At 69.7% G+C, this 25003-nt stretch carries 26 protein-coding genes and 1 pseudogene; 2 read left to right on the forward strand and 25 right to left on the reverse strand.

What is annotated here, in order from left to right:
- Positions 1-43: 43 nt before the first annotated feature.
- The 5 genes from OHS70_RS10200 to rpsB form a co-directional block, all read right to left on the reverse strand.
- Entirely contained in the window at positions 44-1180 is a 1137-nt protein-coding gene (locus OHS70_RS10200; RefSeq protein ID WP_328395918.1) for a phosphatidate cytidylyltransferase, read from the reverse strand.
- Positions 1180-1737, reverse strand: coding sequence for a ribosome recycling factor (gene frr / locus OHS70_RS10205; RefSeq protein WP_328395920.1), 558 nt, complete (start codon positions 1735-1737; stop codon positions 1180-1182). Before frr ends, OHS70_RS10200 begins: the two co-directional genes overlap by 1 nt.
- A gap of 128 nt (positions 1738-1865) precedes the next feature.
- A complete protein-coding gene (pyrH, locus tag OHS70_RS10210) occupies positions 1866-2648 on the reverse strand; it encodes a UMP kinase (protein ID WP_328395922.1) in 783 nt (260 codons plus the stop codon).
- Between the two features lie 155 nt (positions 2649-2803).
- On the reverse strand, positions 2804-3640 hold the full coding sequence (tsf, locus tag OHS70_RS10215) for a translation elongation factor Ts (protein WP_328395924.1): 837 nt from the start codon (positions 3638-3640) through the stop codon (positions 2804-2806).
- Positions 3641-3744: 104 nt separating this feature from the next.
- Entirely contained in the window at positions 3745-4650 is a 906-nt protein-coding gene (gene rpsB, locus OHS70_RS10220; protein WP_328395926.1) for a 30S ribosomal protein S2, read from the reverse strand.
- 493 nt (positions 4651-5143) lie between these two features.
- On the opposite strand from rpsB, the gene OHS70_RS10225 reads away from it, so the two are divergent.
- The gene (locus OHS70_RS10225) at positions 5144-5692 is read left to right on the forward strand and encodes a M23 family metallopeptidase (protein ID WP_328395929.1); all 549 of its coding nucleotides are present in this window, start codon (positions 5144-5146) and stop codon (positions 5690-5692) included.
- On the opposite strand, the gene OHS70_RS10230 is transcribed toward OHS70_RS10225, so the two are convergent.
- From OHS70_RS10230 to proS, 18 genes and pseudogenes are all read right to left on the reverse strand, one after another.
- Complete coding sequence (locus tag OHS70_RS10230; protein WP_328405534.1) at positions 5640-6197, reverse strand: TetR/AcrR family transcriptional regulator; 558 nt, start codon at positions 6195-6197, stop codon at positions 5640-5642. The genes OHS70_RS10225 and OHS70_RS10230 overlap by 53 nt on opposite strands.
- Before the next feature lie 61 nt (positions 6198-6258).
- On the reverse strand, positions 6259-7095 hold the full coding sequence (gene whiG / locus OHS70_RS10235) for an RNA polymerase sigma factor WhiG (protein ID WP_328395931.1): 837 nt from the start codon (positions 7093-7095) through the stop codon (positions 6259-6261).
- Between the two features lie 249 nt (positions 7096-7344).
- The gene (gene dprA, locus OHS70_RS10240; protein WP_328395933.1) at positions 7345-8511 is read right to left on the reverse strand and encodes a DNA-processing protein DprA; all 1167 of its coding nucleotides are present in this window, start codon (positions 8509-8511) and stop codon (positions 7345-7347) included.
- 30 nt (positions 8512-8541) lie between these two features.
- Positions 8542-10164, reverse strand: a complete 1623-nt coding sequence (locus OHS70_RS10245; protein WP_328395935.1) for a YifB family Mg chelatase-like AAA ATPase — start codon at positions 10162-10164, stop codon at positions 8542-8544.
- A complete protein-coding gene (locus OHS70_RS10250) occupies positions 10164-10526 on the reverse strand; it encodes a YraN family protein (RefSeq protein WP_328395937.1) in 363 nt (120 codons plus the stop codon). Before OHS70_RS10250 ends, OHS70_RS10245 begins: the two co-directional genes overlap by 1 nt.
- A 194-nt stretch (positions 10527-10720) precedes the next feature.
- Positions 10721-11029, reverse strand: a complete 309-nt coding sequence (locus tag OHS70_RS10255) for a DUF2469 domain-containing protein (protein WP_055510545.1) — start codon at positions 11027-11029, stop codon at positions 10721-10723.
- A gap of 56 nt (positions 11030-11085) precedes the next feature.
- A complete protein-coding gene (locus OHS70_RS10260; protein ID WP_328395940.1) occupies positions 11086-11616 on the reverse strand; it encodes an NUDIX hydrolase in 531 nt (176 codons plus the stop codon).
- Positions 11606-12346, reverse strand: a complete 741-nt coding sequence (gene lepB / locus OHS70_RS10265) for a signal peptidase I (RefSeq protein ID WP_328395942.1) — start codon at positions 12344-12346, stop codon at positions 11606-11608. Before lepB (OHS70_RS10265) ends, OHS70_RS10260 begins: the two co-directional genes overlap by 11 nt.
- 71 nt (positions 12347-12417) lie before the next feature.
- Positions 12418-13329: a signal peptidase I gene (gene lepB / locus OHS70_RS10270; RefSeq protein ID WP_328405536.1), complete on the reverse strand. Its 912-nt coding sequence runs from the start codon at positions 13327-13329 to the stop codon at positions 12418-12420.
- Positions 13298-14309, reverse strand: a pseudogene (gene lepB / locus OHS70_RS10275) (signal peptidase I). Before lepB (OHS70_RS10275) ends, lepB (OHS70_RS10270) begins: the two are co-directional and overlap by 32 nt.
- Positions 14302-15087: a signal peptidase I gene (lepB, locus tag OHS70_RS10280; RefSeq protein WP_328395944.1), complete on the reverse strand. Its 786-nt coding sequence runs from the start codon at positions 15085-15087 to the stop codon at positions 14302-14304. The pseudogene lepB (OHS70_RS10275) and the gene lepB (OHS70_RS10280) overlap by 8 nt, the downstream one beginning before the upstream one ends.
- 71 nt (positions 15088-15158) lie before the next feature.
- Positions 15159-15509 (reverse strand): 50S ribosomal protein L19, encoded by a 351-nt coding sequence (rplS, locus tag OHS70_RS10285; RefSeq protein ID WP_328395946.1) that lies wholly within the window; start codon positions 15507-15509, stop codon positions 15159-15161.
- A gap of 132 nt (positions 15510-15641) precedes the next feature.
- Positions 15642-16463, reverse strand: a complete 822-nt coding sequence (gene trmD / locus OHS70_RS10290; RefSeq protein WP_328395948.1) for a tRNA (guanosine(37)-N1)-methyltransferase TrmD — start codon at positions 16461-16463, stop codon at positions 15642-15644.
- Complete coding sequence (gene rimM / locus OHS70_RS10295; protein ID WP_328395950.1) at positions 16463-17023, reverse strand: ribosome maturation factor RimM; 561 nt, start codon at positions 17021-17023, stop codon at positions 16463-16465. Before rimM ends, trmD begins: the two co-directional genes overlap by 1 nt.
- Before the next feature lie 78 nt (positions 17024-17101).
- Complete coding sequence (locus OHS70_RS10300; protein WP_005311361.1) at positions 17102-17341, reverse strand: RNA-binding protein; 240 nt, start codon at positions 17339-17341, stop codon at positions 17102-17104.
- Between the two features lie 2 nt (positions 17342-17343).
- On the reverse strand, positions 17344-17784 hold the full coding sequence (gene rpsP / locus OHS70_RS10305; RefSeq protein ID WP_328395952.1) for a 30S ribosomal protein S16: 441 nt from the start codon (positions 17782-17784) through the stop codon (positions 17344-17346).
- A 280-nt stretch (positions 17785-18064) separates the two neighbouring features.
- Complete coding sequence (locus tag OHS70_RS10310) at positions 18065-18694, reverse strand: hypothetical protein (protein WP_328395954.1); 630 nt, start codon at positions 18692-18694, stop codon at positions 18065-18067.
- Positions 18695-18903: 209 nt separating this feature from the next.
- The gene (proS, locus tag OHS70_RS10315; protein ID WP_328395956.1) at positions 18904-20316 is read right to left on the reverse strand and encodes a proline--tRNA ligase; all 1413 of its coding nucleotides are present in this window, start codon (positions 20314-20316) and stop codon (positions 18904-18906) included.
- Positions 20317-20527: 211 nt separating this feature from the next.
- On the opposite strand from proS, the gene OHS70_RS10320 reads away from it, so the two are divergent.
- Positions 20528-21376: an SAM-dependent methyltransferase gene (locus OHS70_RS10320; RefSeq protein ID WP_328395958.1), complete on the forward strand. Its 849-nt coding sequence runs from the start codon at positions 20528-20530 to the stop codon at positions 21374-21376.
- Between the two features lie 22 nt (positions 21377-21398).
- Here OHS70_RS10320 and ftsH read toward each other — a convergent pair whose 3' ends face one another.
- Positions 21399-23315, reverse strand: coding sequence for an ATP-dependent zinc metalloprotease FtsH (ftsH, locus tag OHS70_RS10325; protein WP_328395960.1), 1917 nt, complete (start codon positions 23313-23315; stop codon positions 21399-21401).
- 70 nt (positions 23316-23385) lie between these two features.
- Entirely contained in the window at positions 23386-24936 is a 1551-nt protein-coding gene (gene ffh, locus OHS70_RS10330; protein ID WP_328395962.1) for a signal recognition particle protein, read from the reverse strand.
- Positions 24937-25003: the final 67 nt, after the last annotated feature.

The following is a 25003-nucleotide window of genomic DNA, read 5'->3' on the forward strand; positions in this document are numbered from 1 at the left end:
GGCCCACCGACCGGTGAGCCCCTCGCCGTACGACCGCACGATGTCAGCCGGAGCCGACGAACACCACGAGCAGCAGCCACACCACCGGCGCGGTCGGCAGCAGCGAGTCCAGCCGGTCCATGATGCCGCCGTGGCCCGGCAGCAGCGTGCCCATGTCCTTGATGCCGAGGTCCCGCTTGATCATCGACTCGCCCAGGTCACCCAGCGTGGCACTGACCGCGACGGCCAGACCCATGAGCAGGCCCTGCCACCAGGTGCCGCCGTCGATGAGGAACTGCATGCACAGCGCTCCGGCCACCATCGCGAACGCCACAGCGCCCAGCAGGCCTTCGCGGGTCTTCCCGGGGCTGATGCGCGGCGCGAGCTTGTGCTTGCCGAAGCGCCACCCGACGGCATACGCACCGGTGTCGCTGACCACGGTGAGCAGCAGGAACGTCAGCACGCGCTCGGGCCCGTCGTCCGCGGTGAGCATCATCGCCACGAACGTCGCCAGGAAGGGCACGTAGAACGCGGCGAAGACACCGGCCGTGACGTCCTTCAGGTAACCCTCGGGCGGCTCGGTCATGCGCCAGACCAGGACCGCGAGCGCGGTGAGCGCCATGGCGACCCAGGCGCCTTCCGCGCCGCGCACATAGCCGGCCACGACCATGGCCGCGCCGCCGACCGCGAGCGGCACCAGCGGCGCCTTGATCTGCTTGCGCTCCTCGAGCCGTGAGGTCAGCTCCCAGAGTCCGACGACCACGGCGACCGCTATCACGCCGACGAACACGGCCTTGACGAAGAAGAGCGAGGCAACGATCACCGCTCCCAGCCCGACGCCGACCCCTATGGCCGCCCGCAGATCGCGCCCGGCGCGCTTCTTCTGCGGCGGCTGGGGCGCGGAGGCCGGGGGCGGGGTGTGCATGGGCTCCTGCGGCTTTTCGTCACGGAACAAAGGCCCGCTCAGCCGAGCGGCCCCCCGGTCGCGGTCGTCGCGGGCGTCGCCGCCGTCATGGTCCTCGGCGTCTCTGCCAGCGTCGGGAAAGTCCGGCACGATGGGCATGGGCCGAGTCTGCTGTGCGTCATGCCCGCCGTATGCGGGACCCGCCGGTATGGACGCCTGCGCCTGGTCGGGCGGTGGCCACGCCCCGGCATATCCGGTGCTGTGCGGGGCCCCCGCCCCCCAGGAAGAGTCGTTCATCAGACCTCGAGCAGCTCGGCTTCCTTGTGCTTGAGCAGCTCGTCCACCTGCGTGACGTACTTCGCGGTGGTGTCGTCGAGCTCCTTCTCCGCGCGGCGGCCCTCGTCCTCACCGACCTCGCCGTCCTTGATCAGCTTGTCGATGGCTTCCTTGGCCTTGCGGCGCACGGAACGGATCGAGATCTTCGAGTCCTCGGCCTTGCCCTTGGCGACCTTGATGTACTCGCGGCGGCGCTCCTCGGTCAGCTCGGGGAACACCACCCGGATGATGTTGCCGTCGTTGCTCGGGTTGACGCCCAGGTCGGAGTCGCGGATCGCCTGCTCGATGTTGCGCAGCGCGCTCTTGTCGAACGGGGTCACCACGGCCATACGCGGCTCGGGCACCGAGAACGACGCCAGCTGGTTGATCGGCGTCAGGGCGCCGTAGTAGTCCGCCACGATCTTGTTGAACATCGCCGGGTGCGCACGCCCGGTGCGGATCGCGGCGAAGTCATCCTTGGCGACCAGGACGGCCTTCTCCATCTTCTCCTCGGCTTCGAGGAGGGTCTCTTCGATCACCACTTGCTCCTGCGTGTTGTGGAATAAGGCCCGGCGCACAATCTGGGCCGGCGGAACCTGTGTCGCGTCTTCCCTGCACGGTGTCCGACCGGCAGGACTTTGTCCATCCCTGGAGGGAAGCCCCCGGGTCAGGCCCGGGTGTCCCGGTCGCTCACGAGCGTGCCGATCTTCTCACCCTTGACCGCCCGAGCGATATTGCCTTCGGTGAGGAGTTCGAAGACGAGGATCGGAAGAGCGTTGTCACGGCAGAGGGTGATCGCGGTGGCGTCCGCGACCTTCAGGTTGCGGGACAGCACCTCGCTGTACTCGAGAGCATCGAACTTCACCGCGTCGGGGTTGGTCTTGGGGTCGGAGTCGTAGACCCCGTCCACCCCGTTCTTGCCCATCAGCAGAGCCTCGGCGTCGATCTCCAGGGCGCGCTGGGCAGCGGTGGTGTCGGTGGAGAAGTACGGCATACCCATACCGGCACCGAAGATGACCACGCGGCCCTTCTCCAGATGCCGCACGGCGCGCAGCGGGATGTACGGCTCCGCGACCTGGCCCATGGTGATGGCGGTCTGAACGCGGGAGTCGATGCCTTCCTTCTCCAGGAAGTCCTGGAGGGCGAGGCAGTTCATGACGGTGCCGAGCATGCCCATGTAGTCGGAGCGGGCACGGTCCATGCCGCGCTGCTGGAGCTCGGCACCACGGAAGAAGTTGCCGCCGCCGATGACGACCGCGATCTCTGCGCCATCGCGCACGACCGCAGCGATCTCACGGGCGATGGCGTGTACGACGTCGGGGTCGACGCCCAGACCGGTGCCACCGGAGAAGGCTTCACCGGACAGCTTCAGCATGAAGCGGCCGGCCCTCTGCCCGGTGTGGTCGCGCTTGGCGTCGGCAGACTGATTGGCGTCCGCGCCCTTGTTCATGGAGATCTCCTCGTGCACATACGAAGAAGGCCATTGCCGGTGGGTGCTGGTTCCCTGTCGGCAATGGCCTCCTCGTCAGATCTGCGGTCGTCCGGCGCATGCGACCGGCGACTGCTGGCAACCCTGGCGGGCTCCCACGTCGATCGCGTTCCGGCTCAGATGCCGACCTTGATGCGGGTGAAGCGCTTCAGGGTGACACCGGCCTCGTCCAGGATCTGCTGGACGGACTTCTTGTTGTCGAGGGCGTACGGCTGGCCCAGGAGGGTTGCCTCCTTGAAGAAGCCGTTGACGCGACCCTCGACGATCTTCGGAAGGGCAGCCTCGGGCTTGCCCTCCTGGCGCGTGGTCTCCTCGGCGACGCGGCGCTCGGCCTCGACGACCTCGGCCGGGACGTCCTCGCGGGAGAGGTACTTCGGGGCGAAGGCGGCGATGTGCTGCGCGACGCCCTTGGCGATCTCGGCGTTCTCCTTGTCCAGCTCGACCAGGACACCGATCTGCGGCGGGAGGTCGGGCATGGTGCGGTGCATGTACGCGGCAACGTAGCCACCGGTGAACTGCGCGAAGCGGTCCAGGACGATCTTCTCGCCGAGGTTGGCGTTGGCCTCGTCGACGTACGCCTGGACGGTCTTGCCGGACTCGATCTCGGAGGCGAGCAGGGCCTCGAGGTCCGCCGGGTCGGTGGCCGCGACGTGGGCGGCGAGCGCGCCGGCGACGGACTGGAACCTGTCACCCTTGGCGACGAAGTCCGTCTCGCACTTCAGCTCGAGCAGAACGCCGGAGGTCTTGTCCTCGGAGATGAGGGAGACGACGGCACCGTTCTCGGCGGAACGGCCCTCGCGCTTGGCGACGCCCTTCTGGCCCTTGATGCGCAGCGCCTCGACGGCCTTGTCCACGTTGCCGTCGGCCTCGTCCAGGGCCTTCTTGCAGTCCATCATGCCGGCGCCGGTGAGCTCACGGAGCTTCTTGACGTCAGCGGCGGTGTAGTTCGCCATGTCCTTGAATCTCTCTCGGAATCGAAAGTCGAAGATCTACGGGTGAGCGGCGGGGGCCGGTGCTTGTGGCACCGCCCCCCGCCGTCAACTACCGAACTGTGCGGTCAGGCCTGCTCGGCGTCCGCGGCCGGCTGCTCGGCCTCGGCGGCCGGAGCCTCAGCGGCCGGAGCCTCAGCGGCCGGGGCCTCGGCGGCCGGAGCCTCGGCCGGCTTCTCGGCCTCGTCAGCCTTCTTCTCGCCCTCGAGCAGGTCGCGCTCCCACTCGGCGAGCGGCTCAGCGGCAGCCTTCTCGCCCGGCTTCGAGTCGCCGGTGGCGGCGCCGGAACGGGCGATGAGGCCCTCGGCGACGGCGTCGGCGATCACGCGGGTGAGCAGGGTGACGGAGCGGATCGCGTCGTCGTTGCCCGGGATCTTGTAGTCGACCTCGTCGGGGTCGCAGTTGGTGTCGAGGATCGCGACGACCGGGATGTGGAGCTTGCGCGCCTCACCGACGGCGATGTGCTCCTTCTTGGTGTCGACGATCCAGACGGCGCTCGGCACCTTCTGCATCTCGCGGATACCACCGAGGGTCTTCTCCAGCTTGGCCTTCTCGCGCGAGAGGACCAGGAGCTCCTTCTTGGTGAGACCGGAGGCGGCCACATCCTCGAAGTCGATCTGCTCGAGCTCCTTGAGGCGCTGCAGACGCTTGTAGACGGTGGAGAAGTTGGTGAGCATGCCGCCCAGCCAACGCTGGTTGACGTACGGCATACCAACGCGCGTCGCCTGCTCGGCGATGGCCTCCTGGGCCTGCTTCTTGGTGCCGACGAACATGATGGAGCCGCCGTGGGCGACGGTCTCCTTGACGAACTCGTAGGCGCGGTCGATGTACGACAGCGACTGGAGCAGGTCGATGATGTAGATGCCGTTGCGCTCGGTGAAGATGAAGCGCTTCATCTTCGGGTTCCAGCGACGGGTCTGGTGACCGAAGTGGACGCCGCTCTCCAGCAGCTCCCGCATCGTGACGACGGCCATGGCCGTATCTCCTTGGGTTTCTCGGTTATGTCCTGACGCCCCGACGCGCCGTGCCGCAAGGGACCGAGGAGCGCGGCCACCGTGACCGTAAAGGGTTCGGTGGCGGGGCGTGCGAAGTCGACCCGGTGACCCGGATCGCCAGAAGAAGTGTACGGGACCCGGGCGGTGCCGGGTGACGGCGCTGTCCACAACCGGCCGGTTGTCCACAGTTCCGGACCATGATCGGCGCGGATCGGGCGCGCACGGGACCGTGGATGCCATGAACTGCAGACTTTCCGTTTCCTTGGGTGTGCGGGTGCTTGTCGTGCTGCTGGTCGCGGCGGTGGCTGCCGGGGCGGCTCCGGTCCGCGCCTCGGCCGGGCCTCGTGGCGGGGCCGGGGAACCCGGTCCGGCCCCCGGCGGGGCTCGCAGCTGGCCTCTGGGGCCTCCGCGTCCGGAGGTCGTCCGCGGGTGGGATCCTCCGGCCTCTCCCTACGGCAGGGGCCACCGCGGTGTGGACCTGGCGTCGGCGGCAGGCGCGCCGGTGCGGGCCGCGGCGTCCGGACGGGTGTCCTTCGCGGGCCGGGTCGCGGCCCGTGGAGTGCTCACCATCAGCCTCACCGGTACGGGTGACCCGCCGTTGCGCACGACGTACGAACCCGTCGAGCCGCTGGTCGAGGAGGGCACGGAGGTCACCGCGGGCCAGGTCGTGGCTGCGGTTGCCCGGTCCTCCCACTGCACCACGGGCTGTCTGCACTGGGGGCTGCGGCGCGGCACGGAGTATCTGGACCCGCTGTCGCTGCTGCCGCCCTGGATGCTGCGCCGCGCGCCGTCCCGGCTGCTCCCCGTCTTCGGTGTACCCGTGCCGCCGGCGGCCGCAGTGCCTGCCGGCGCCCTGCCGGCGCCGGCAGGGCGTGCCGTCGCCGGCATGGCAGGAGTGCTGCATCTTGCGCTGCTGACGGCCGTCGCGTTCGTGGCGCATCGCGCCCAGCGCCGGATCGGGCGTGGCCTCAGCCTCGTACGCCCCGCAGCGCCATGGCGACCGCGGCGTCGGCGACGGTAGCCGGATCTTCGGCGGCGCCGAGCTCGATCCGGCGGACGGCCGCGTCCACGACGCCCTGCAGGAGCATCGCCGCGAGCCTCGGCTGTTCGTGGCCCAGCTCCCCCAGGGCCTCGACGATCATGGCGATCAGCCCGCCGTGCGCGGCGCGGATCTTCTCGCGGGCCCGGTCGTCCAGCTCGCTCGCGGAGATGGCGACGACGGCCCGGTGCCTGCGGTCCCCGACCAGCTCCAGCTGCCGGCGTACATACGCCTCGACCTTGCCCTCTGCCGTGTCCGCACTGGCCATGGCGGCTTCGACCTCGGCCGCCCATACGGGGAAGTCCACTGCGCAGAGCTCTTCGACAACCGCTGCGCGCGAACGGAAGTACTCGTAGACGGACGACCTCGCGAGGCCGGTGCGCTCGGCAAGAGCGGGGAAGGTCAGCGCCTCCGTACCGCCTTCGGACAGAAGGGAGCGCGCAGCATCCAGCAGGGCGGTTCGCTGCATCGTCCGGTGCTCGGCCACGGAGGCCGCTCGAATCCTGGGCACGCCTCCACTGTACGGATGAGGCCGGGACGATTCAGCGTCAACGTCCTACGTCGGCCAGCTTCGCCCGCAGCTGCAGCACCGACTTGGTGTGGATCTGGCTGACCCGGCTCTCGGTCACTCCCAGCACATGGCCGATCTCGGCGAGGGTGAGGCCCTCGTAGTAGTAGAGCGTGACAACCGTCTTCTCCCGTTCGGGGAGTGTGTTGATGGCGCGGGCCAGCAGCCTGCGCAGCTCCCGGTCCTCGGCGACCTCGACGGGATTGTCCGCCGCGGTGTCCTCGAGTGTGTCCATCAGGCTGAGCCGGTCACCGCCCTCGCCGCCGACATGCAGCAGCTCCTCGAGCGCCACGACGTTCGCAAGCGACAACTGGCTGAAAACCGAGTGCAGTTCGTCGACGGTGATACCCATCTCCGCGGCAACCTCGCACTCCGACGGAGTCCGTCTGAGCTGCGCCTCGAGCGTGGCGTACGCGCGCTCCACGGCCCGGGCCTTCTGCCGTACGGAGCGCGGAATCCAGTCCAGGGCACGCAGTTCGTCGATCATCGCGCCACGGATGCGGGTGATGGCGTAGGTCTCGAACTTGATCGAGCGCTCGATGTCGAACTTCTCGATGGCATCGATCAGCCCGAAGACTCCCGAGGAAACGAAGTCGGCCTGCTCGACGTTGGCCGGCAGCCCGACGCTGACCCGGCCCGCGACGTACTTCACCAGCGGTGAGTAGTGCAGGATCAACTGCTCCCGCAGCCGCTCGTCACCCGTGGCCTTGTACGACCGCCACAGCTCCTCGAGCGACGAGGGAGCTGGGGGCCGCACGGTGCCACGGGCAGCGGGGGGCGCTGCCGCGCGGTCAGACCCGGAGGTGTGCTGGGGCATGCGTTGCCTTGAGCCGTTCTGCTGTGAGCGGGTGACGGGTGCGGGTTGGGCCGTTCGGGCCGGAACCCGGTGAGCGTAGCGTGAGTGCGACGCCGCGGTGGCCGAAGAACGCGGGAACGAACCAGTGGTGGTATCCGCCCTCGTCCACACCTTCGAACGAGGGCCGACGCCTCGCGCGCCGGCCCTTCTGGCGTCGCAGACTGGACTCCGAAGGTCATCGGCCTCACTTTTTCACCCGAATGCTCCGGGTCAAGTACCGCCTCGCCGCGCGTTCGAACCGCGACTCGTCCGGGGTGTCAACCGCCATCCCTCATGCAGCCGTTCGACGAACCCCAGTGAGTGCAGTTCGTACAGCCTGCCGAGCGTCTCGTCGGCCGTCGTGCCCGCACTCCGCGCCACCTCCGGCACGGCCATGGCGCCCCGGGCCGGCATTGCTTCAAGGATCCGCCTGCTGCGGAGTTCCAGCAGATCCCTGGGCAGTACGGGCCCCCGGCGTGCGGGTGCCAGCTCACCCATACCGCCTACCAGTTCGATCACTTCGGCCGCGTCGGTGACCAGCACCCCCTCCCCGCGCAGCAGCTCGTGCACGCCTGCCGACAGCCCGCTGGTCACCGGTCCCGGAACGCCCATGGTGAAGCGCCCCAGCTGCTGAGCGCTGCGCGCGGCGACCAGCGAGCCGCTGCGGTACTCGGCCTCGACGACGACGGTGCCCCGGGTCAGCGCGGCGATCACGCGGTTGCGGAGGATGAACCTGCTCGGCGTGGGATGGTCGCCCGGCGGCAACTCGCCGACGACCAGGCCCTGTTCGGCGATGCGTCCGATCAATTCGGCGTGACCGCGCGGATAGACGACGTCAACTCCGCAGGCGAGCACGGCGACCGTGGCCCCGCCCGCGCCGAGTGCGCCACGGTGCGCGGCGCCGTCGACCCCGTAGGCACCACCCGACACGACCACCCAGCCGCGCTCTGCGAGCCCTGTGCCGAGGGCCGCGGCCATATGCGACCCGTACGGTGTACAAGCCCTGGCGCCGACCACGGCTACCGAACTCAACGCCCATATCCGCAGGTCGGGTCGGCCTCGCAGCCACAGTCCGAGGGGCCGGGCATCTCCCAGGTCGTCGAGCTGGCTCGGCCACTCGGCGTCGCCGGGGACGATGAACCGTCCACCGATTGAACGCACCGCGTCCAGATCCCGCGCCGGTATCACCCCCGCGGCCCGCGCCCGCAGCCCGCGCAGCCGTGTCTCCGTGACCCCGGGCAGTGCGCCTTCCCGGCAGTCCTGCGATGTCAGCAGCGCCAGCACGCCCTCCGCGCCGAACTCCCGCAGCCACCGTCCGCCGCGCTCGTCCCCCGGCTCCAGCACCCGCGTCAGCGCGGCCCGCGCCGCCCGCTCCCCCTCACTCACCTCACCGGACACGATCCACCCCCGTGTGCCTCTGCCCTCCGCTCACAGCGCGGCCCCGATCTGTGCGGGGATGCCCCGGGCGATGCCGGTACGCAGCTCCAGGGCGAGCGCCACATCCTGGGCCTCGGGGCGGTCACGCCCGGCCAGGTCGGCGACCGTCCAGGCGACCCGCAGCACCCGGTCCAGACCTCGAGCGGTCAGCAGGCCCCGTTCCACGTCCCGCTCGGCCGCGCCCAGCGCGCCGGGGGCAGGCCCCCAGCGGGTACGCAGCTCATGGCCCGGCACCTCGCTGTTGACCGTCCACGGCGTGCCCTCCAGGCGGGTGGCCGCTCTTGCCCTGGCCTCCTGCACGCGGGCGGCGACCACCGCCGTCGACTCCCCGCGGCTGTCACCGCCCGCACCGCCCAGCAGATCGGACCGGCTCACCGGCTCGACCTCGATCCGCAGATCGACCCGGTCGAGCAGCGGCCCGGACAGCCTGGCCTGGTAGCGCCGGATCACCGCGGCCGGGCATTCACAGCCCGCCCCGTGCAGGGTGTGCCGTCCGCACGGACAGGGATTGGCGGCCAGCACCATCAGGAATCTCGCCGGCAGCCGCACCACGCCCGCGCTCCTGGCGATCACGACATGGCCCGACTCGAGCGGCTGGCGCAGCGCATCGAGCGCCTTGCCGGAGAACTCCGGCGCCTCGTCCAGAAAGAGCACCCCCCGATGGGCGAGCGAGACCGCCCCGGGTCTCGGCAGCCCGTTGCCTCCACCCACCAGGGCCTGCATGGTCGCCGAGTGATGGGGCGCGCAGTACGGCGCTCTGCGCACCAGCGGTTCCCCCGGCGGAAGGATGCCCGCCACCGAGTGCACTGCCGTGACCTCAAGGGATTGCCGCCGGCTGAGTGGCGGCAGCACGGCCGGCATCCGCTCGGCGAGCATCGTCTTGCCCGCACCGGGCGGACCGGACAGCAGCAGATGGTGTCCGCCCGCCGCGGCGACCTCCAGCCCGGTGCGCGCCCGGTGCTGTCCGGCCACGTCCGCCAGATCGGGGGCGTCCGCCTGTTCCGCGGCCGGCCCCGTGCCGAGGCCCGCTCCCGGCATCAGCAGCCCCGCGAGCATCGCGTCGGGCCGGCCCTCCTCCACCGGCTCCTCGTCCGGCACCGGTTCGTCGGCCAGCACGGCGATGAGCTGACGCAGGCTCCGAACGCCCAGGACCGAGATCCCCGGCACGAGGGACGCCTCCCCCGCTGTCCGCTCGGGGACGACCACCTGCCGGTACCCGGCTTCGGCCGCCGCGAGTACTGCGGGGAGCACCCCGCGCACCGGTCTGACCCGTCCGTCGAGTCCCAGCTCCCCGATCAGCACCAGATCCGCGATCCGGCTGGGGTCGATGCGCTCGGCCGCACCCAGCACTGCACAGGCCACGGCCAGGTCGAAACCGCTGCCGCCCTTGGGCACGGACGCCGGGCTGAGCCCCACCGTGAGCTTCTTCTGCGGCCACTCCGCGCCGGAGTTCACCACCGCCGCCCGCACCCGGTCACGGCTCTCCACCAGGCTCTTGTCCGGCAGCCCCACGAGCGTGAACGCCGCCACTCCTGGTTCCAGGTCCGCCTGGACCTCGACCACCACGCCCTCGACACCCATCAGGGCAACGGAGCATGCGCGTGCGAACCCCATCAGGCCACCCCCTTGGCATGCTCCACGAGGGCCGCGCCGCGCCTGGGCAGCACCACTCCCACCAGGTCGACGCGCACTCCGCCGTCCGGCGGTCCCCCGTGCCGCTCCAGCCAGCATGCGGCGAGCTGTCTGAGCCGTTGTGCCTTGGCCGGTGTGATCGCGGCCATCGGATGCTGGAACGATCCCGCCCGGCGGGTCTTGACCTCGCAGACGACCACCGTGTCGCCGTCCCGGGCCACGATGTCGATCTCGCCGACCCGCCCGCAGCGCCAGTTCCGCGCGAGCAGTGTCATACCGGTCCTGATCAGCAGCCGTGCCGCCAGGTCCTCGCCGTACCGTCCCAGTGCCCCCGTCGCGTTCATTTCGGCACCACCTCCGGCACCGACTGTGACGCGTCCGACCCTCAGTTGTGGATCTTGGTGGACAACCCTCCCGCTGTGGACAACCCCGTCACCCGTAAGAGGGATCAAGGGGCCGGGCGCGGGAGACGGCAGCTCTCAGGCCGGCCGCCGAGAGACACGGGCCGGGCGCCGGACGGGCCGGCAGCAGCAGGGAATCAGCTGCTCGGCAGCTCGAGGTCGCTCTTGTTGAGCTCCTCGATGTTCACGTCCTTGAAGGTCAGCACACGGACCTGTTTGACGAATCTGGCCGGTCGGTACATGTCCCAGACCCAGGCGTCCGCCATGGAGACTTCGAAGAAGACCTCGCCCTGCACCGAGTGCACCTGCATCTCGTAGTCATTGGTGAGGTAAAAACGACGCTCGGTCTCGATCACGTATTTGAACAGCCCGACGACGTCGCGGTACTCCCGGTAGAGCTTCAGCTCCATCTCGGTCTCGTACTTCTCGAGGTCCTCGGCGCTCATGGCATGTTCCCCTTCAGCCTTGCGTCCCCCTATTGTGCTCCAGCCCCGCGGCACCCCTAGACGATTTCGGGAGCCAGGATCACCGGCGTACTCGGAGGACCCTCGTCGAGCAGCGTACGCAGCAGTTCGGCGAGCCTGGTCGGATACACCGTCTCACGCGCCGCCGACAGTTCGGCGGAGGTCCACCACCTCAGCCCGGCAACACTGCGCTGCTCCAGTTCGGTCAGTCCGCCGGGCGCGGTCACCGTCTGCGCGGTACGTCCCAGGAAGTACCACTCGTCCTGGTCCCAGCGACGGCCGTCGAAGGGGAACGAGCAGTGCCGGCGCCACAGCACGGGCCCCAGCTCCACCTCTGTGATGCCGGTCTCCTCCGCCAGCTCGCGCAGGGCGGCCTCTTCTCGGGTCTCGTCGCCCTCCAGACCACCGCCGGGAGTGAACCACCAGCTGTCGTCCGGATCGGCGGGCTCGTGCCCGTGCAGCAGCAGAATGCGGTCGTGCGGGTCGAGCAGTACGACCCTCGACACCTTCCTCAGGCCGGCCCCGGAGCCCTCGGCCCCGCCTTCGGCCCGCGCATTCTCAGCCGACACCGGCGAGGGCCTTCTCGCGCCGCCGTCCGCCGAACCTGCCGGCCAGCGGCCCGTAAGCGGCGCCACCCACGATCAGCACGGCTCCCGTCACCACCGCGCCGACCATCAGTTTCACCGGCCCCGGCTGCGAGATCCCGCCCTCCAGCACAGCGAAGCCCTCGGGCCGGTCGAGCATGCCGCGGTTCAGCGGCCAGGCCACGGCGTCCAGCCTGGCATCCACGGCCGAGCGCGGGACGGAACCCTGACCGGGGTCCTGCAGATGCTCCCGGGAATCGATCGAGCCCCTGCGCTCGTCGCCGAGCATGAACAGCTGCCCCTCGGGCACATCGGCGTTGAACTTCTGCGCGGCGGGCCCGGAGTCGTGGAGGTACGGCTCGTCGATCTCCTTGCCGTTCACGGTCAGCCGGCCGCCGTCGCCGCAGCAGGCGACCGTGTCACCGCCGACACCGACCACCCGCTTGACCATGGGCATGTCGCCCCACTGCTTGTCGCGGAACACGACGATGTCCCCGCGCCGGACCTCGGCGCCGTCTATCCGCTCCGCCAGCACCCGTTCCCCCACCTGCACGGTGGGGGACATCGAGTCGGTGGGCACGGTGTACGGCTGGTACACGAGCGCTCCCCAGACGAAGCCGCCGAGGAAGAGCACACAGCCGACGGCCACGGCCAGCCCCGACAGCACACTGCCGAGACGGCCGTGGCCGTCGTCGTCACGTCCGGTTCCGCTCATCCCAGCGCTCCTCTCCTCGGAGGTCCGATCCCGTGGGTCGCCCCCCGGGATCGGCGTTCTGGGACGGCACCCTACCCGGCGGTACGCCCGCTGGTCAGCCTCCTCCGCCACAGCACGATCGGCAGCGCGCCGACGAGGCCCATCGCCGCGGGCGCGGCCGTCGTGGCGGCAGCAGCGGCCTTGTTGATGCCGGGCTGATCGAAGGTCTCGGGCACCGGCAGGGTGGACCAGCGGCTCAGCGGCCAGGCAACCACGACAGCACGTCCGACGACCTTGTCGACCGGGACGAAGCCGCCGTTCTTGTCCTCCATGTGGTACCGGGAGTCCTGCGAGTTCTGCCGGTGGTCGCCCATGACCCAGATCCGGTCCTCGGGCACCTTGAACGGCCCGAACGACTGGTCGTCGCAGGGCGTGTTGCCGGGGTAGATGTACGGCTCGTCGAGTGCCTTGCCGTTGACCTTGACCGGGCCGCCCTTCTTGCACTCCACGGTGTCACCGGCGACCGCGATGGTCCGCTTGATCAGGTCCTTCTCCTCGGAGGAGGGCATGAGGCCGATGAAGCTCAGGAACTTCTGCAGGACGTTCGGGGTCGGGGTGGGTTCACCCTCGAGCCAGCCGCCCGGGTCGTGGAAGACCACTACCTCGCCCCGCTGCGGTTCGGAGCCGAACCACGGGGTGAGCTTGTCCACCAGCACACGGTCGCCCCGCTGGAGGGTGTTCTGCATCGAGGCCGAGGGAATCGAGAAGGCCTGCACCAGGAAGGTCTTGATCAGGAGCGCCAGCAGCAGCGCGATACCGATCAGGAGCGGCAGTTCCTTCCAGAAGGATCGCTGCTTCTTCTGTCCCGTACCGCTGCCCTCCGAGGATCCGTCGTCGCCCCCGGTGGTGTGCTCCGAGTCGTCCGTCACTGCCGACGTCGCCCCCGGGTGTCGCCCAGGCCTCTCATCGGGTTCATCGTGTCCGGAACGCGCGTCGACCGCCACATCCCCCACATCCACTCCTCACTACTCCGTGCGAACCGCCTGCCCGCGAGAAGGAGCAGACCCACCACTCCCATAACGAGCGGGAGTTCCGCAGGGCTCGGGAGCAGGATCATTCGATGGTGATCCTGAGTGGACACACTATGCGACGAGGACAGCGCCGCCGTCGCCCCGCCTCGCGCGTCGGGCACGGATGCGTAGGTGTCGTTCTCCTCCAGCTTGCGCCAGTGGTTCAGCGGCCAGGCGATGACGACCGCACGGCCCACCACCTGCTCCTCTGAGACGGTTCCCTGGCCCACCTCGTCGAGGTGGAAGCGGGAGTCCGCCGAGTCGGACCGGTGGTCACCCATCACGAACAGCCGCCCGGCCGGGACCTGCACATCGAACTTCAGCGTCGAAGGAACGTTTCCAGGGTGCAGATACGGCTCATTGAGCGGTACGCCGTTGACGCTGACCCGCCCGCCGCTGTCACAGCAGACCACCCGGTCCCCGCCGACGGCGATGACACGCTTGATGAGGTCCTTCTCGTTGTCCGAGGGCAGCAGTCCGATGAAGGTCAGCCCCTGCTTGACCTGTTTGACGACGACCGGGTCCTCCGCCTTCTTGGCCTCGTCCGGCGGCAGCCAGCCGCCCGGGTCCTTGAAGACGACCACATCGCCGCGCTGCGGCTTCGAGCCGAACCACGGGGTGAGCTTGTCCACCAGCACGCGGTCCTGGATCTGTATGGTCTGCTCCATCGAGCCCGAGGGGATCACGAAGGCCTGCACCAGGAAGGACTTCAGCACCAGGGCTATCAGCAGCGCCACGGAGATCAGGAGGGGGACCTCCTTGACCGCCGAGCGGCGGCGCTTGCGCTTGACCTTCTGGGCCAGCCGGCGTCGCTCGGCGCGGCCCGGCAGCGGCCGTGCGCCGTTCGTCGGCCGTGTCCCGGTCGGCAGCCGGGTGTCGGACCGGTGGCTGCCATGGCGCCCGCGGTTACCCATGGCCGCCGCCCGGCGTTCGTGGCACCTGGGGTACGTCCGCGAAGGCGGCGCCGGAGTCGAGAGAGGTCCAGCGGCCCACGGGCCAGGCGATCCAGTCCGCCCGCCCGATCACCTTGTCGACGGGCACCATGCCGCCGCCCGGCTCCCCGAGGTGGTCACGGGAGTCGCGCGAGGCGGTGCGGTGGTCGCCCATGACCCAGAGGGTGCCCTCGGGCACCACGATGTCGAAGGGCACCGCCGAGGCGGTGCCGTCGGGGTGCAGATATCTCTCTTCGACCGGTACGCCGTTCACCTCGACCCTGCCCCCCTTGTCGCAGCAGACAACCCGGTCCCCGCCCACGCCGATCACACGCTTGATGAAGTCGGTCTCCGCGGGCTCGGCGAGACCGAGCGCCGCAAGCCCTTCGCGTGCGGTCGCGCTGACCGGGTTCTCGGCCACGCCCTCCTGCACGAAGGAGCCCGTACCGTCGAAGACGATCACGTCCCCGCGCTCGGGTCCGGAACCGGATCCGTAGGCCAGTTTGTTCACCAGCACCCGGTCACCGACCGCGAGGGTGGGCTCCATCGAGCTGCTGGGGATCTGGAACGGCTGCATCACGAAATTGCTGAGCAGCAGGACGAAAACGGTGCAGGCGACTCCGATCAGCCCGGCCGTGCGCAGGGACATCCGGGACCTGGAGCGGCCCGGAAAACGCGCGGAGCGCGACCGCACCTCCTCATCCCCGGCTTCGGGGGTGGAGGTGCGGTCGCGCTCCGTGTGCTTTGCTTCGGTGTCCATCAAGGGGGAAGCCTATCCGGCCACCCTATGTGGGTTACATCAGAAGCGTGCGCGTGCGCATGAGCCGCAGCTCAGTTGTCGCGCTTCTCCTTGATCTTCGCGGCCTTGCCGCGCAGCTCGCGCAGGTAGTACAGCTTGGCGCGACGGACGTCACCGCGAGTGACGAGCTCGATCTTCTCGAAGATCGGGCTGTGCACCGGGAAGGTGCGCTCGACGCCGACGGAGAAGCTGACCTTGCGGACCGTGAAGGTCTCGCTCACGCCCGCGCCCTGACGGCGGATGACAACGCCCTTGAACTGCTGGATACGGGAGCGGTTGCCCTCGATGACTCGCACGTGGACGTTCACGGTGTCGCCGGGACGGAAGGCCGGGACGTCGGTGCGCAGCGAAGCGGCGTTGACGTTGTCGAGCAGGTGAGCCATGGTGGTCTGCTTCCTCGCCGATGCCACAGGTCATCAGCGGAATGATCGGGATGAGATGTCGGTGCGCTGTCCACGTCGGGCGGGCGTCGTTCCCCCTGTGGCAGGGGCGCCGGCCGGACGCACAGCAGCGGCTCATTCTTCCATGGCCTCGGGCCTGCGCCAAAATCGGCCGCCCGGCTCAGGCGCCCAGCCCAGCATCGACAGGATCTCCCGGTCCTTCTTGTCGAAGTCGGCGGCGTCGCAACGCTCGATCAGATCAGGCCGGTTGAGCGCGGTCCGGCGGAATGCCTCGTCCCGCCGCCAGCGCGCGATCTTGCCATGGTGGCCGCTGACGAGGACGTCGGGGATCGTGCGGCCGCGCCAGGTCGGGGGCTTGGTGTAGACGGGCCCCTCCAGCAGATCGGCCATCGCACCGGGGGCGAACGAGTCGTCCCGGTGGGATTCGGCGTTGCCCAGGACTCCGGGCAGCAGCCGGGCCACGGCCTCGGTGATCACCAGTACGGCCGCCTCGCCGCCGGCCAGCACATAGTCCCCGATCGACACCTCGTGGACCGGCATCCGGGTCGCGTACTCGTCGACGACCCGGCGGTCGATGCCTTCGTAGCGGGCGGGGGTGAAGATCAGCCAGGGGCACGCGGAGAGCCCGACGGCGAGTTCCTGCGTGAAGGGGCGCCCGCTGGGCGTGGGCACCACCAGGACCGGCTGCCGCGCGCCCGACTCGTAACCGTCGGCCAGGATGTCGTCGAGGGAGTCGCCCCAGGGCTCGGTCTTCATGACCATGCCGGGGCCGCCGCCGTAGGGGGTGTCGTCGACCGTGTTGTGGCGGTCGTACGTCCAGGTCCGCAGATCGTGCACCCGGACGTCGAGCCGGCCGCGCGCGCGGGCCTTGCCGACGAGGGAGACGTTCAGCGGCTCCAGGTACTCGGGGAAGATCGTGATGACGTCGAGCCGCATCAGTTCTCGTCCCTCGACGGCTCGTCCCGCGATGAAGCGACCTCGGCCTCACTCTCGTCGATCAGGCCGGGCGGCGGGGCGATGACGGCCTTCTGCTCGGTGAGGTCGATCTCCGTGACGATCTCCTCGACGAAGGGGATCATCACCTCGCTGCCGTCGGGCCGCTCCACGATGAACAGGTCCTGCGAGGGCAGATGGCTGATCTCGGTGATCCGCCCGATCTCGGTGCCGTCGGCGAGGACCACGTCGAGGTCCATCAGCTGGTGGTCGTAGTACTCGTCAGGCTCCGCGGGGAGCTCCTCGGGGTCGACCTCGGCGATCAGCAGGGTGTTCCGCAGCGCCTCGGCCGCGTTGCGGTCCCTCACACCCTCGAAGCGCAGCAGCAGCCGCCCGCTGTGCACCCGGCCGGTCTCGATGGTCAGCGGTCCGGCCCCGGCCGGGTCCGTGGCCAGCACGGCGCCGGGTCCGAGCCTCAGCTCCGGCTCGTCCGTGCGCACCTCGACGATGACCTCGCCCTTGATGCCGTGGGCGCGGCCGATCCGCGCGACTACCAGCTGCACGCTTGTTTCTCCTTCGATACGACTACGGGCCGGGGCGGGCCCGTAGGCCCTCCCCGGCCCGAGCCGGTGTTCGATCTGTCAGCGAACCTGGTCCACGTCGACGAGGTCGACGCGGATGCCACGGCCGCCGATTGCGCCCACGACGGTACGCAGGGCGCGAGCGGTGCGGCCGTTGCGGCCGATCACCTTACCGAGATCGTCGGGGTGCACCCGGACCTCCAGCACGCGGCCGCGGCGCAGATTGCGCGAAGCCACCTGCACATCGTCCGGGTTGTCGACGATGCCCTTCACGAGGTGCTCGAGAGCCTCCTCGAGCATGCTCAGGCCTCGGTCGACTCGGCGGGAGCGGCCTCGGCCTCGTCCGCCTTCTTGTCGGCCTTCTTCGCCTTCGGGGTGATGGCCTCACCCTTGGCGTCGTCACCCTCGAGAGCCTTGGCGAAGGCGTCGAAGGAAGCGCGCTTGTCCTCCTTCGTCGCCGGCTGCAGCAGCGGCGCCGGGGCCGGCAGGCCCTTGTGCTTCTGCCAGTCGCCGGTGAGCTTCAGGATGGCCATGACCGGCTCGGTCGGCTGGGCGCCGACGGACAGCCAGTACTGCGCACGCTCCGAGTCGACCTCGATGCGCGACGGGTTGTACGTCGGGTGGTACAGACCGATCTCCTCGATGGCCCGGCCGTCACGGCGGGTACGGGAGTCGGCGACGACGATGCGGTAGTGGGGCTGGCGAATCTTGCCGAGACGCTTCAGCTTGATCTTGACTGCCACGGGAGTGGTGTCTCCTGGTCTTGACGTGGTTGGGCACAACGAGATGCCACGTGGGGTTGCGGTACTCGGGGTGCCCGATGGACGCGTCAGCCGGAGGCGAGAGGGTTCCTGTGCGGCTGTCGAGTACAGCTAGCCATTGTGCCATACGCCCAGGACACATCCTTACCGGGCCGGGGCCGGACGCCCCTGTGGGGCCCCGCCGAAGGGGAGGGGAGGCCCGGATGCGGATGTGGATGCTGTTGGCGCGCTTCCTCCGGCTCGGTCGCACCGGTGCGGGCGATCAGCTCGCCGCGCCCACCACTTCCGGGATGCGGAAGGGTTTGCCGCATCCGCCGCAGACGATCGGCGCCTGGGCGAGGACCGAAGGAACAACTCTGACATTGCGGCCGCAGTCGCAGACCGCCTTGACCCGCACACCGCCGCCCGAGGAGCCGTGCCGGGCGGCCGGTCCGCGGAAGGTGCGCTTGGTGTCCGATGCCGTGGCAACGGTGTGTGCCTTCAGGGCACGCTGCAGCCGCTCGATCGTGGGGCGGTACCGCCGCTTCGCGTCGGGATTGAGCGTGACCAGGGAGAAGCCGCTGCTGGGGTGCGGCTCGTCCGAATGGTCCAGGCCCATCTCCTCGGCGATCGCAAGGAATCGGCGGTTGTGGTAGCGGCCGGCGCGCGAGGTGTCGCGGACACCCCTTGCGGCGGCAATGCCGTGGACTGCTTCGTGAAGCAGTCGCTCGAAGGAGAGCTCGGCGCCACAGGCGGACGACGACTCTCCGATCAGGGACTCGGGCGCGGCAAGATCCGGCAGCTCAGGGTGGTGCCGCTGAATGTCGGCCCACGCCTGTGCCAGCTCTGCGGCGAGAACAGGTGGTGTCGTGCTCACGTCGTGATAACGAGCCGAAGTGCCCCCGGGTTCCATTCCGGGCCATCCCAAATAATTTGCACGTACCCGTCAGTTGCCTTGATGGGGACCGACGAGGGCGAGTGCGCTGATCTGCGCCGATCTCGGGAGAAGCAGCGCTTCTCACATCAAGGTGGTGCGATCCCGCACGTACGCCCCGGCGCGTGCTCCCGCGTGCCACCGGGCGGCCGCCGCTCCTCCGCGACACCCGCCCGGCAGGCGGAACGTCAGTAGGCGCGGGCCACCAGAGCGACGGTACCCGGCGCGTCGTCGGCGTCGGGCACCGACCCGTCCTCGGCCACCAGACACCGCACGGACACGGCCTGCTCCGCGAGCCTGGCCTCCCCGTCCTCACCCAGTGCGGCCCACGGCATACGGGCCCAGCCGCCGGCGACCGCGGCCTCGGCGGCCTCCTCGATCGTCGTGACGTCGCTGGTACGGGCCTCGCGGCGGGCCCGGGACTGCTCGAGCAGCAGCGCCTGGTCGTCCTCGAGGACCTTCGGCAGCAGCGCGACGAGCGACTCGATGCTCACCGGCTCCTTGCCCCCGGGGATACGGCGGGCCAGCATCGCGGTGCCCGCCTCCAGATCCCGCGGGCCGATCTCGATGCGTACCGGAACGCCCTTGAGCTCCCAGTCGACCGCCCGGCGGCCGAACGGGGTGTCGACGCGGTCGTCGACGTGCACCCGCAGACCCGCCGCCTTCAGCGCCTCGCCGAGCTCCCGGACCTTGGCGACCGCCTCGTCGCCCTTGATGGCCATCACGACGACCTGTACGGCTGCCAGCCGCGGCGGGACGCGCAGGCCGTTGTCGTCGCCGTGGGACATGATCAGACCGCCGACCATGCGCGTCGACACACCCCAGGAGGTCTGCCAGACCAGCTCCTGGTGCCCCTCCTTGGAGAGGTACGAGGTGTTGAACGCCTTGGCGAAGTTGGTGCCGAGCTCGTGACTCGTCCCCAGCTGAAGGGCCTTGCCGTCGCCCATCATGCCTTCCAGCGTGAGGGTGTTGATCGCCCCGGCGAAGCGCTCCTTGGGCGTCTTGCGGCCGAGCACCACATCGATGCCCAGCACGTTGACCATGAAGTCCGCGTACACCTCCTTGTGGATGTACGCGGCATAGTCGCGGGCGTCCTCGTACGTGGCGTGCGCCGTGTGGCCCTCCTGCCAGAGGAATTCCGTCGTCCGCAGGAAGACACGCGGCCGCATCTCCCAACGGACCACGTTCGCCCACTGGTTGATCAGCAGCGGCAGGTCGCGATAGCTCTGCACCCACTTCGAGAAGTAGTCGTTGATGATCGTCTCGGAGGTCGGCCGCACCACGACCGGCTCCTCGAGCTCCTTGCCGCCACCGTGCGTGACCACCGCGAGCTCGGGCGCGAAGCCCTCGACATGCTCAGCTTCCCGGGTCAGGTAAGACTGGGGGATGAAGAGCGGGAAGTAGGCGTTCTGAGCGCCCGCGTCCTTGATGCGGGCGTCCATCTCCTGCTGCATCCGCTCCCACAGGCCGTAGCCGTACGGTCGGATGACCATGGTGCCGCGCACCGGGCCGTTGTCCGCCAGTTCGGCCTTGTTGATCAGGTCCTGGTACCAGCGTGGGAAGTCTTCCGCCTGGGGCGTGAGAACGGGTGCCTTAGCCATGGCGCGCATGGTACGGCGACACGGGACCTATATGTGAATCGTCCAGGCTGCCGGGGGCGTACGCCCCTGGTACACAAGCCAGTGGCGCACGACCCCTGGACGCGGGGACACATGCGCAGTTCTCTGGCATACGGGGGAGCGCGAAGCGTACGCGCACGGGGGGCGGTCCTTCAGGGCACAACCGACCTCTCGGCGGATTGGGGCGCTTTCGATGACACCTACGCTCGTCCGGCACCGACCCCGTACGGCGTCGGCAGCCGAGTCCTCGGCGGAGGCGTGCGCACGGGCCCGTGACTGGGCCGAGATCCAGGAACGCATGCTGGTACCGCTCTACGAGGCGGTGTACGAGCGCCTGGAGGTGGGCGCCGGAACCCGGCTGCTGGGCCTCGGCTGCGGTTCCGGGCTCGCCCTCGTCATCGCCGCGAACCGCGGCGCGCACGTGACCGGATTCGACACCGACCGCACGCGCCTGGAACTGGCACTGGAACGGATGGCACCGGACGGGGCCGCAACCACCGCGCCCCAGCTCTACGACGGAGACCTCCCGGCGCCCGGTGAGCCCGGCCCCGGGCCGTACAACCTCATCACGGCGTTCCAGCCGATCGGATGCAGCGCGGGCGACGCGGAGGGGCTCAAGGCGGCGCTCGCGGCCGCGGTCGCGCACTCGGAACGCGGGAGCGCCGTGGTGCTCACCGGCTGGGGCCCGCCCGAGCGGTGCGCCACCTCGGGTGTGCTGCGCGTCGCGGGACGGCTCACCGAAAGGCTGCGCAGCTCCAGCCGCTGGCGTCCCGCGCTGCGCGACGACCTGGAGAACGTCGCGGCCGGGGCCGGACTCAGGCCGGACGGCTCGGGTCGGGTGGCCTGCCCCTTCGGGTACGCGGACCTGGACAGCGCGGTGCGCGGGCTGCTGTCGACCGGCCTGTACGACGAGGCGGTGCAGGAGACGGACCGGGAACAGGTCGAGAAGGAGATCGCCGAAGCCCTCCACCCCCACCGCAGGCGCGACGGCACCGTGTGGATGCCCAACGTCTTCCGGTACCTGATCGCCCGGACACCGTGAGGGCCGGGGCGCCGGACCGGCGTCAGACGTCTGCGTCCTTGGCGAGCCGGGTGATGCCGGCGGCCCGGTAGGCCGCCTCCTCCTCCAGCGTCTCGTGCTCCAGGAGCGCCGCCGCCAGTGCGTCCAGTTTCCCGCGCTCGTCACGCAACTGGCGGCACGCGCTCTCGTAGCACTCGTCGACGATGCGCCGCATCTCGTGCTCCACGGTGTCCAGCGTCGCCGGTGCCGCGGACAGGCCGTACGCCTGCTGCACGTCGCCCGGGATCGCGGTCAGCCGGCCCACCCGCGCGCTCATGCCCCAGCGGCCGACCATGCCCCGCACCAGACCGGTGACCTGCTCCAGGTCGCTCTCCGACCCGGTCGTGACCACGTCGAAGACGACGTGCTCGGCCGCCATCCCGCCCAGGGCCCCGATGATCCGCCCGCGCAGATACTCCTCGGTGTACGCGTACCGGTCCGCGTCCGGCGTCGACAGCGTCACGCCCAGCGCCCGGCCGCGCGGCACGATGGTGATCTTGCGGACCGGGTCGGCGCCCGGCTGGAGCATGCCCAGCAGGGCGTGCCCGCTCTCGTGGTAGGCCGTGCGCCTGCGCTCCGGCTCGGGCATGACCAGCGGGCGCTCCGCGCCGAGCTGGACCTTCTCCAGGGCGTCGGACAGATCGCCGCGCGTGACAGCACTGCGCCCGCGCTTGACCGCCAGGAGCGCGGCCTCGTTGGTGAGGTTGGCGAGCTCAGCGCCGGTCATCCCCGGCGTCGTACGCGCCACTTGGACCAGATCGACGTCCGCGGCCAGCGGGATCTCCCGGGTGTGGATCCTGAGGATCGCCTCCCGGCCGCCGCGGTCCGGCGGCGACACCTGCACGATGCGGTCGAACCGGCCCGGCCTGGTCAGCGCCGGGTCGAGCACATCCGCCCGATTGGTGGCCGCCAGCACGATCACGCCCTCCGAGCCGCTGAAACCGTCCATCTCGGTGAGAATCTGGTTGAGCGTCTGCTCCCGTTCGTCGTGCCCGCCCACCCCCGCACCACCACCGCGCGCCCGGCCGATGGTGTCGATCTCGTCGATGAACACGATCGCCGGCGCCACCTTGCGCGCCTCGGCGAACAGTTCCCGCACCCGGCTCGCACCCACGCCGACGATCATCTCGATGAACTCCGAGGCCGACGCCGAGAAGAACGGCACGCCGGCCTCGCCCGCCACCGCCCGCGCCAGCAGCGTCTTGCCGGTGCCGGGCGGACCGGCCAGCAGCACGCCGCCCGGCATCCGCGCGCCCATCGCCCGATAGGCCTGCGGATTCTTCAGAAAGTCGACGACGTCGTTCAGCTCGCCCTCGACCTCGTCGATGCCCGCCACGTCGTCGAACGTGGTGCGCCTGCCCACCTCCAGCTCGACCGGCTTGGGCGGAGCCTTGCGGCCCAGCGCCCCGGCACCCGCGCCCCCGCGCATGCGCCGGGCGATGAACACCCACAGGAGCACCAGCAGCACCATCGGCGCGAGGGAGATCAGCAGGTTCGACAGGAAGCTGCGCTGCACGACGACGGGTACGGCCGTGACGGTGACCTTCTGCTCGGTCAGCTCCGCCCACAGGTTGTCGTCCGCGAAGGCGGGCCGCTGGGTCGTGAACGTCGTGTAGTCGCCCTTGCCGTCCGGGAGGGGGGCCTTCTTCTTCAGCCGGCCCTGGATGGCATCGCCCTTGGAGTAGATCTTCGAGACGTTGCCGTCCGCGACCTGCTTGCTGAACTCCGTGTACGAGACCGTCGGCTCGTCGCCGTTGTTGACGTAGGACAGTACGAGGAGGGCGCTCAGGAAGACGACCAACGCCGTGATGGCCAGCCCGACCCAGCCGCCCGGCATCCTGCGGCGCGGCGCCGGGGACGGTGCACCCTCCGAGCGCCATGGCTTCTCCGGCGTCTGACGCGGCGGCACGGAGTTGGTCATACCGGGACGTTAAGCCAGAAAAACAACGTGGGCACCCGCTCAGCGAGTGCCCACATCCGTCCCGGGGAGATCAGCCCATGAACTTCTTGAACTCGTCCGGCAGTTCGAACTCGTTGCCCGGCTCGCCGGCCGGCAGGCCGAAGGCGTTGCCCTGCGCCGCCGCCTCGCGACGCGCCGCGGCGGCCTGCTCCTCGGCCTTGCGCTTCATCGGGTTGCCGCTCTTGCGCTTGCCCTTGGCCTGCTTGATCTGCTTCTTCTGCCGGCCGGGACCGCCGCCCATGCCCGGGATGCCGGGCATGCCGGGCATCCCGCCGCCCTGCGCCATCCGCGACATCATCTTGCGGGCCTCGAAGAACCGCTCCACCAGGCTCTTGACCGCGCTGACCTCGACTCCGGAGCCCTTGGCGATGCGGGCACGACGCGAGCCGTTGATGATCGTCGGCTCCTGGCGCTCGGCCGGGGTCATCGACTTGATGATCGCGGCCGTGCGGTCCACGTCGCGCTCGTCGATGTTGTTGATCTGCTCCTTCATCTGGGCCATGCCGGGCAGCATGCCGAGCAGCTTGGAGATCGAGCCCATCTTGCGGACCTGCTCCATCTGGGCCAGGAAGTCGTCGAGCGTGAAGTCCTTGCCCTTGCTGCTCGCCAACTTGGAGGCCATCTTGGCGGCCTCTTCCTGGCTGAAGGTCTGCTCGGCCTTCTCGATCAGGGAGAGCATGTCGCCCATGCCGAGGATGCGCGACGCCATGCGGTCCGGGTGGAACGCGTCGAAGTCGTCCAGCTTCTCGCCGTTGGAGGCGAACATGATCTGCTTACCGGTGACGTGCGCGACGGAGAGCGCGGCACCACCGCGGGCGTCGCCGTCCAGCTTGGAGAGCACCACGCCGTCGAAGCCGACGCCGTCGCGGAAGGCCTCCGCGGTGTTGACCGCGTCCTGACCGATCATGGCGTCGACGACGAAGAGGATCTCGTCGGGGCTGACCGCGTCGCGGATGTCCGCGGCCTGCTGCATCATCTCCTGGTCGATGCCGAGGCGGCCGGCGGTGTCGACGATGACGATGTCGTGGACCTTGGTCCGCGCGTGCTCGATGGAGTCCTTGGCGACCTGGACGGGGTCGCCGACGCCGTTGCCCGGCTGGGGGGCGTAGACAGCGACACCGGCGCGCTCGGCGACGACGGCGAGCTGGTTGACGGCGTTGGGGCGCTGGAGGTCACAGGCGACGAGCAGCGGGGAGTGTCCCTGGGCCTTGAGCCAGAGACCGAGCTTTCCGGCGAGGGTGGTCTTACCGGCACCCTGGAGACCGGCGAGCATGATCACGGTCGGCGCGGTCTTGGCGAACCGCAGACGGCGGGTCTCACCGCCCAGGATCGTGACCAGCTCTTCGTTGACGATCTTGATGACCTGCTGGCTCGGATTCAGCGCCTTGGAGACCTCGGCACCGAGCGCCCTGGTCTTGACCTGCTTGATGAACTCGCGGACGACGGGAAGGGCCACATCCGCCTCGAGCAGGGCGATACGGATTTCCCGGGCTGCGCCATCGATGTCGGCCTCGGAGAGGCGCCCTTTGCCCCTGAGGTTCTTGAAAGTCGCGCTGAGGCGGTCGGAAAGCGTATCGAACACGGTGGTCGCGAATCCTCGGGTCGGGGCAAGGTGGACGACCCAAGGGTATCGGGCGCCGGAACATATA

The sequence above is a fragment of the Streptomyces sp. NBC_00390 genome (assembly GCF_036057275.1).
Classification (GTDB): Bacteria; Actinomycetota; Actinomycetes; order Streptomycetales; family Streptomycetaceae; genus Streptomyces.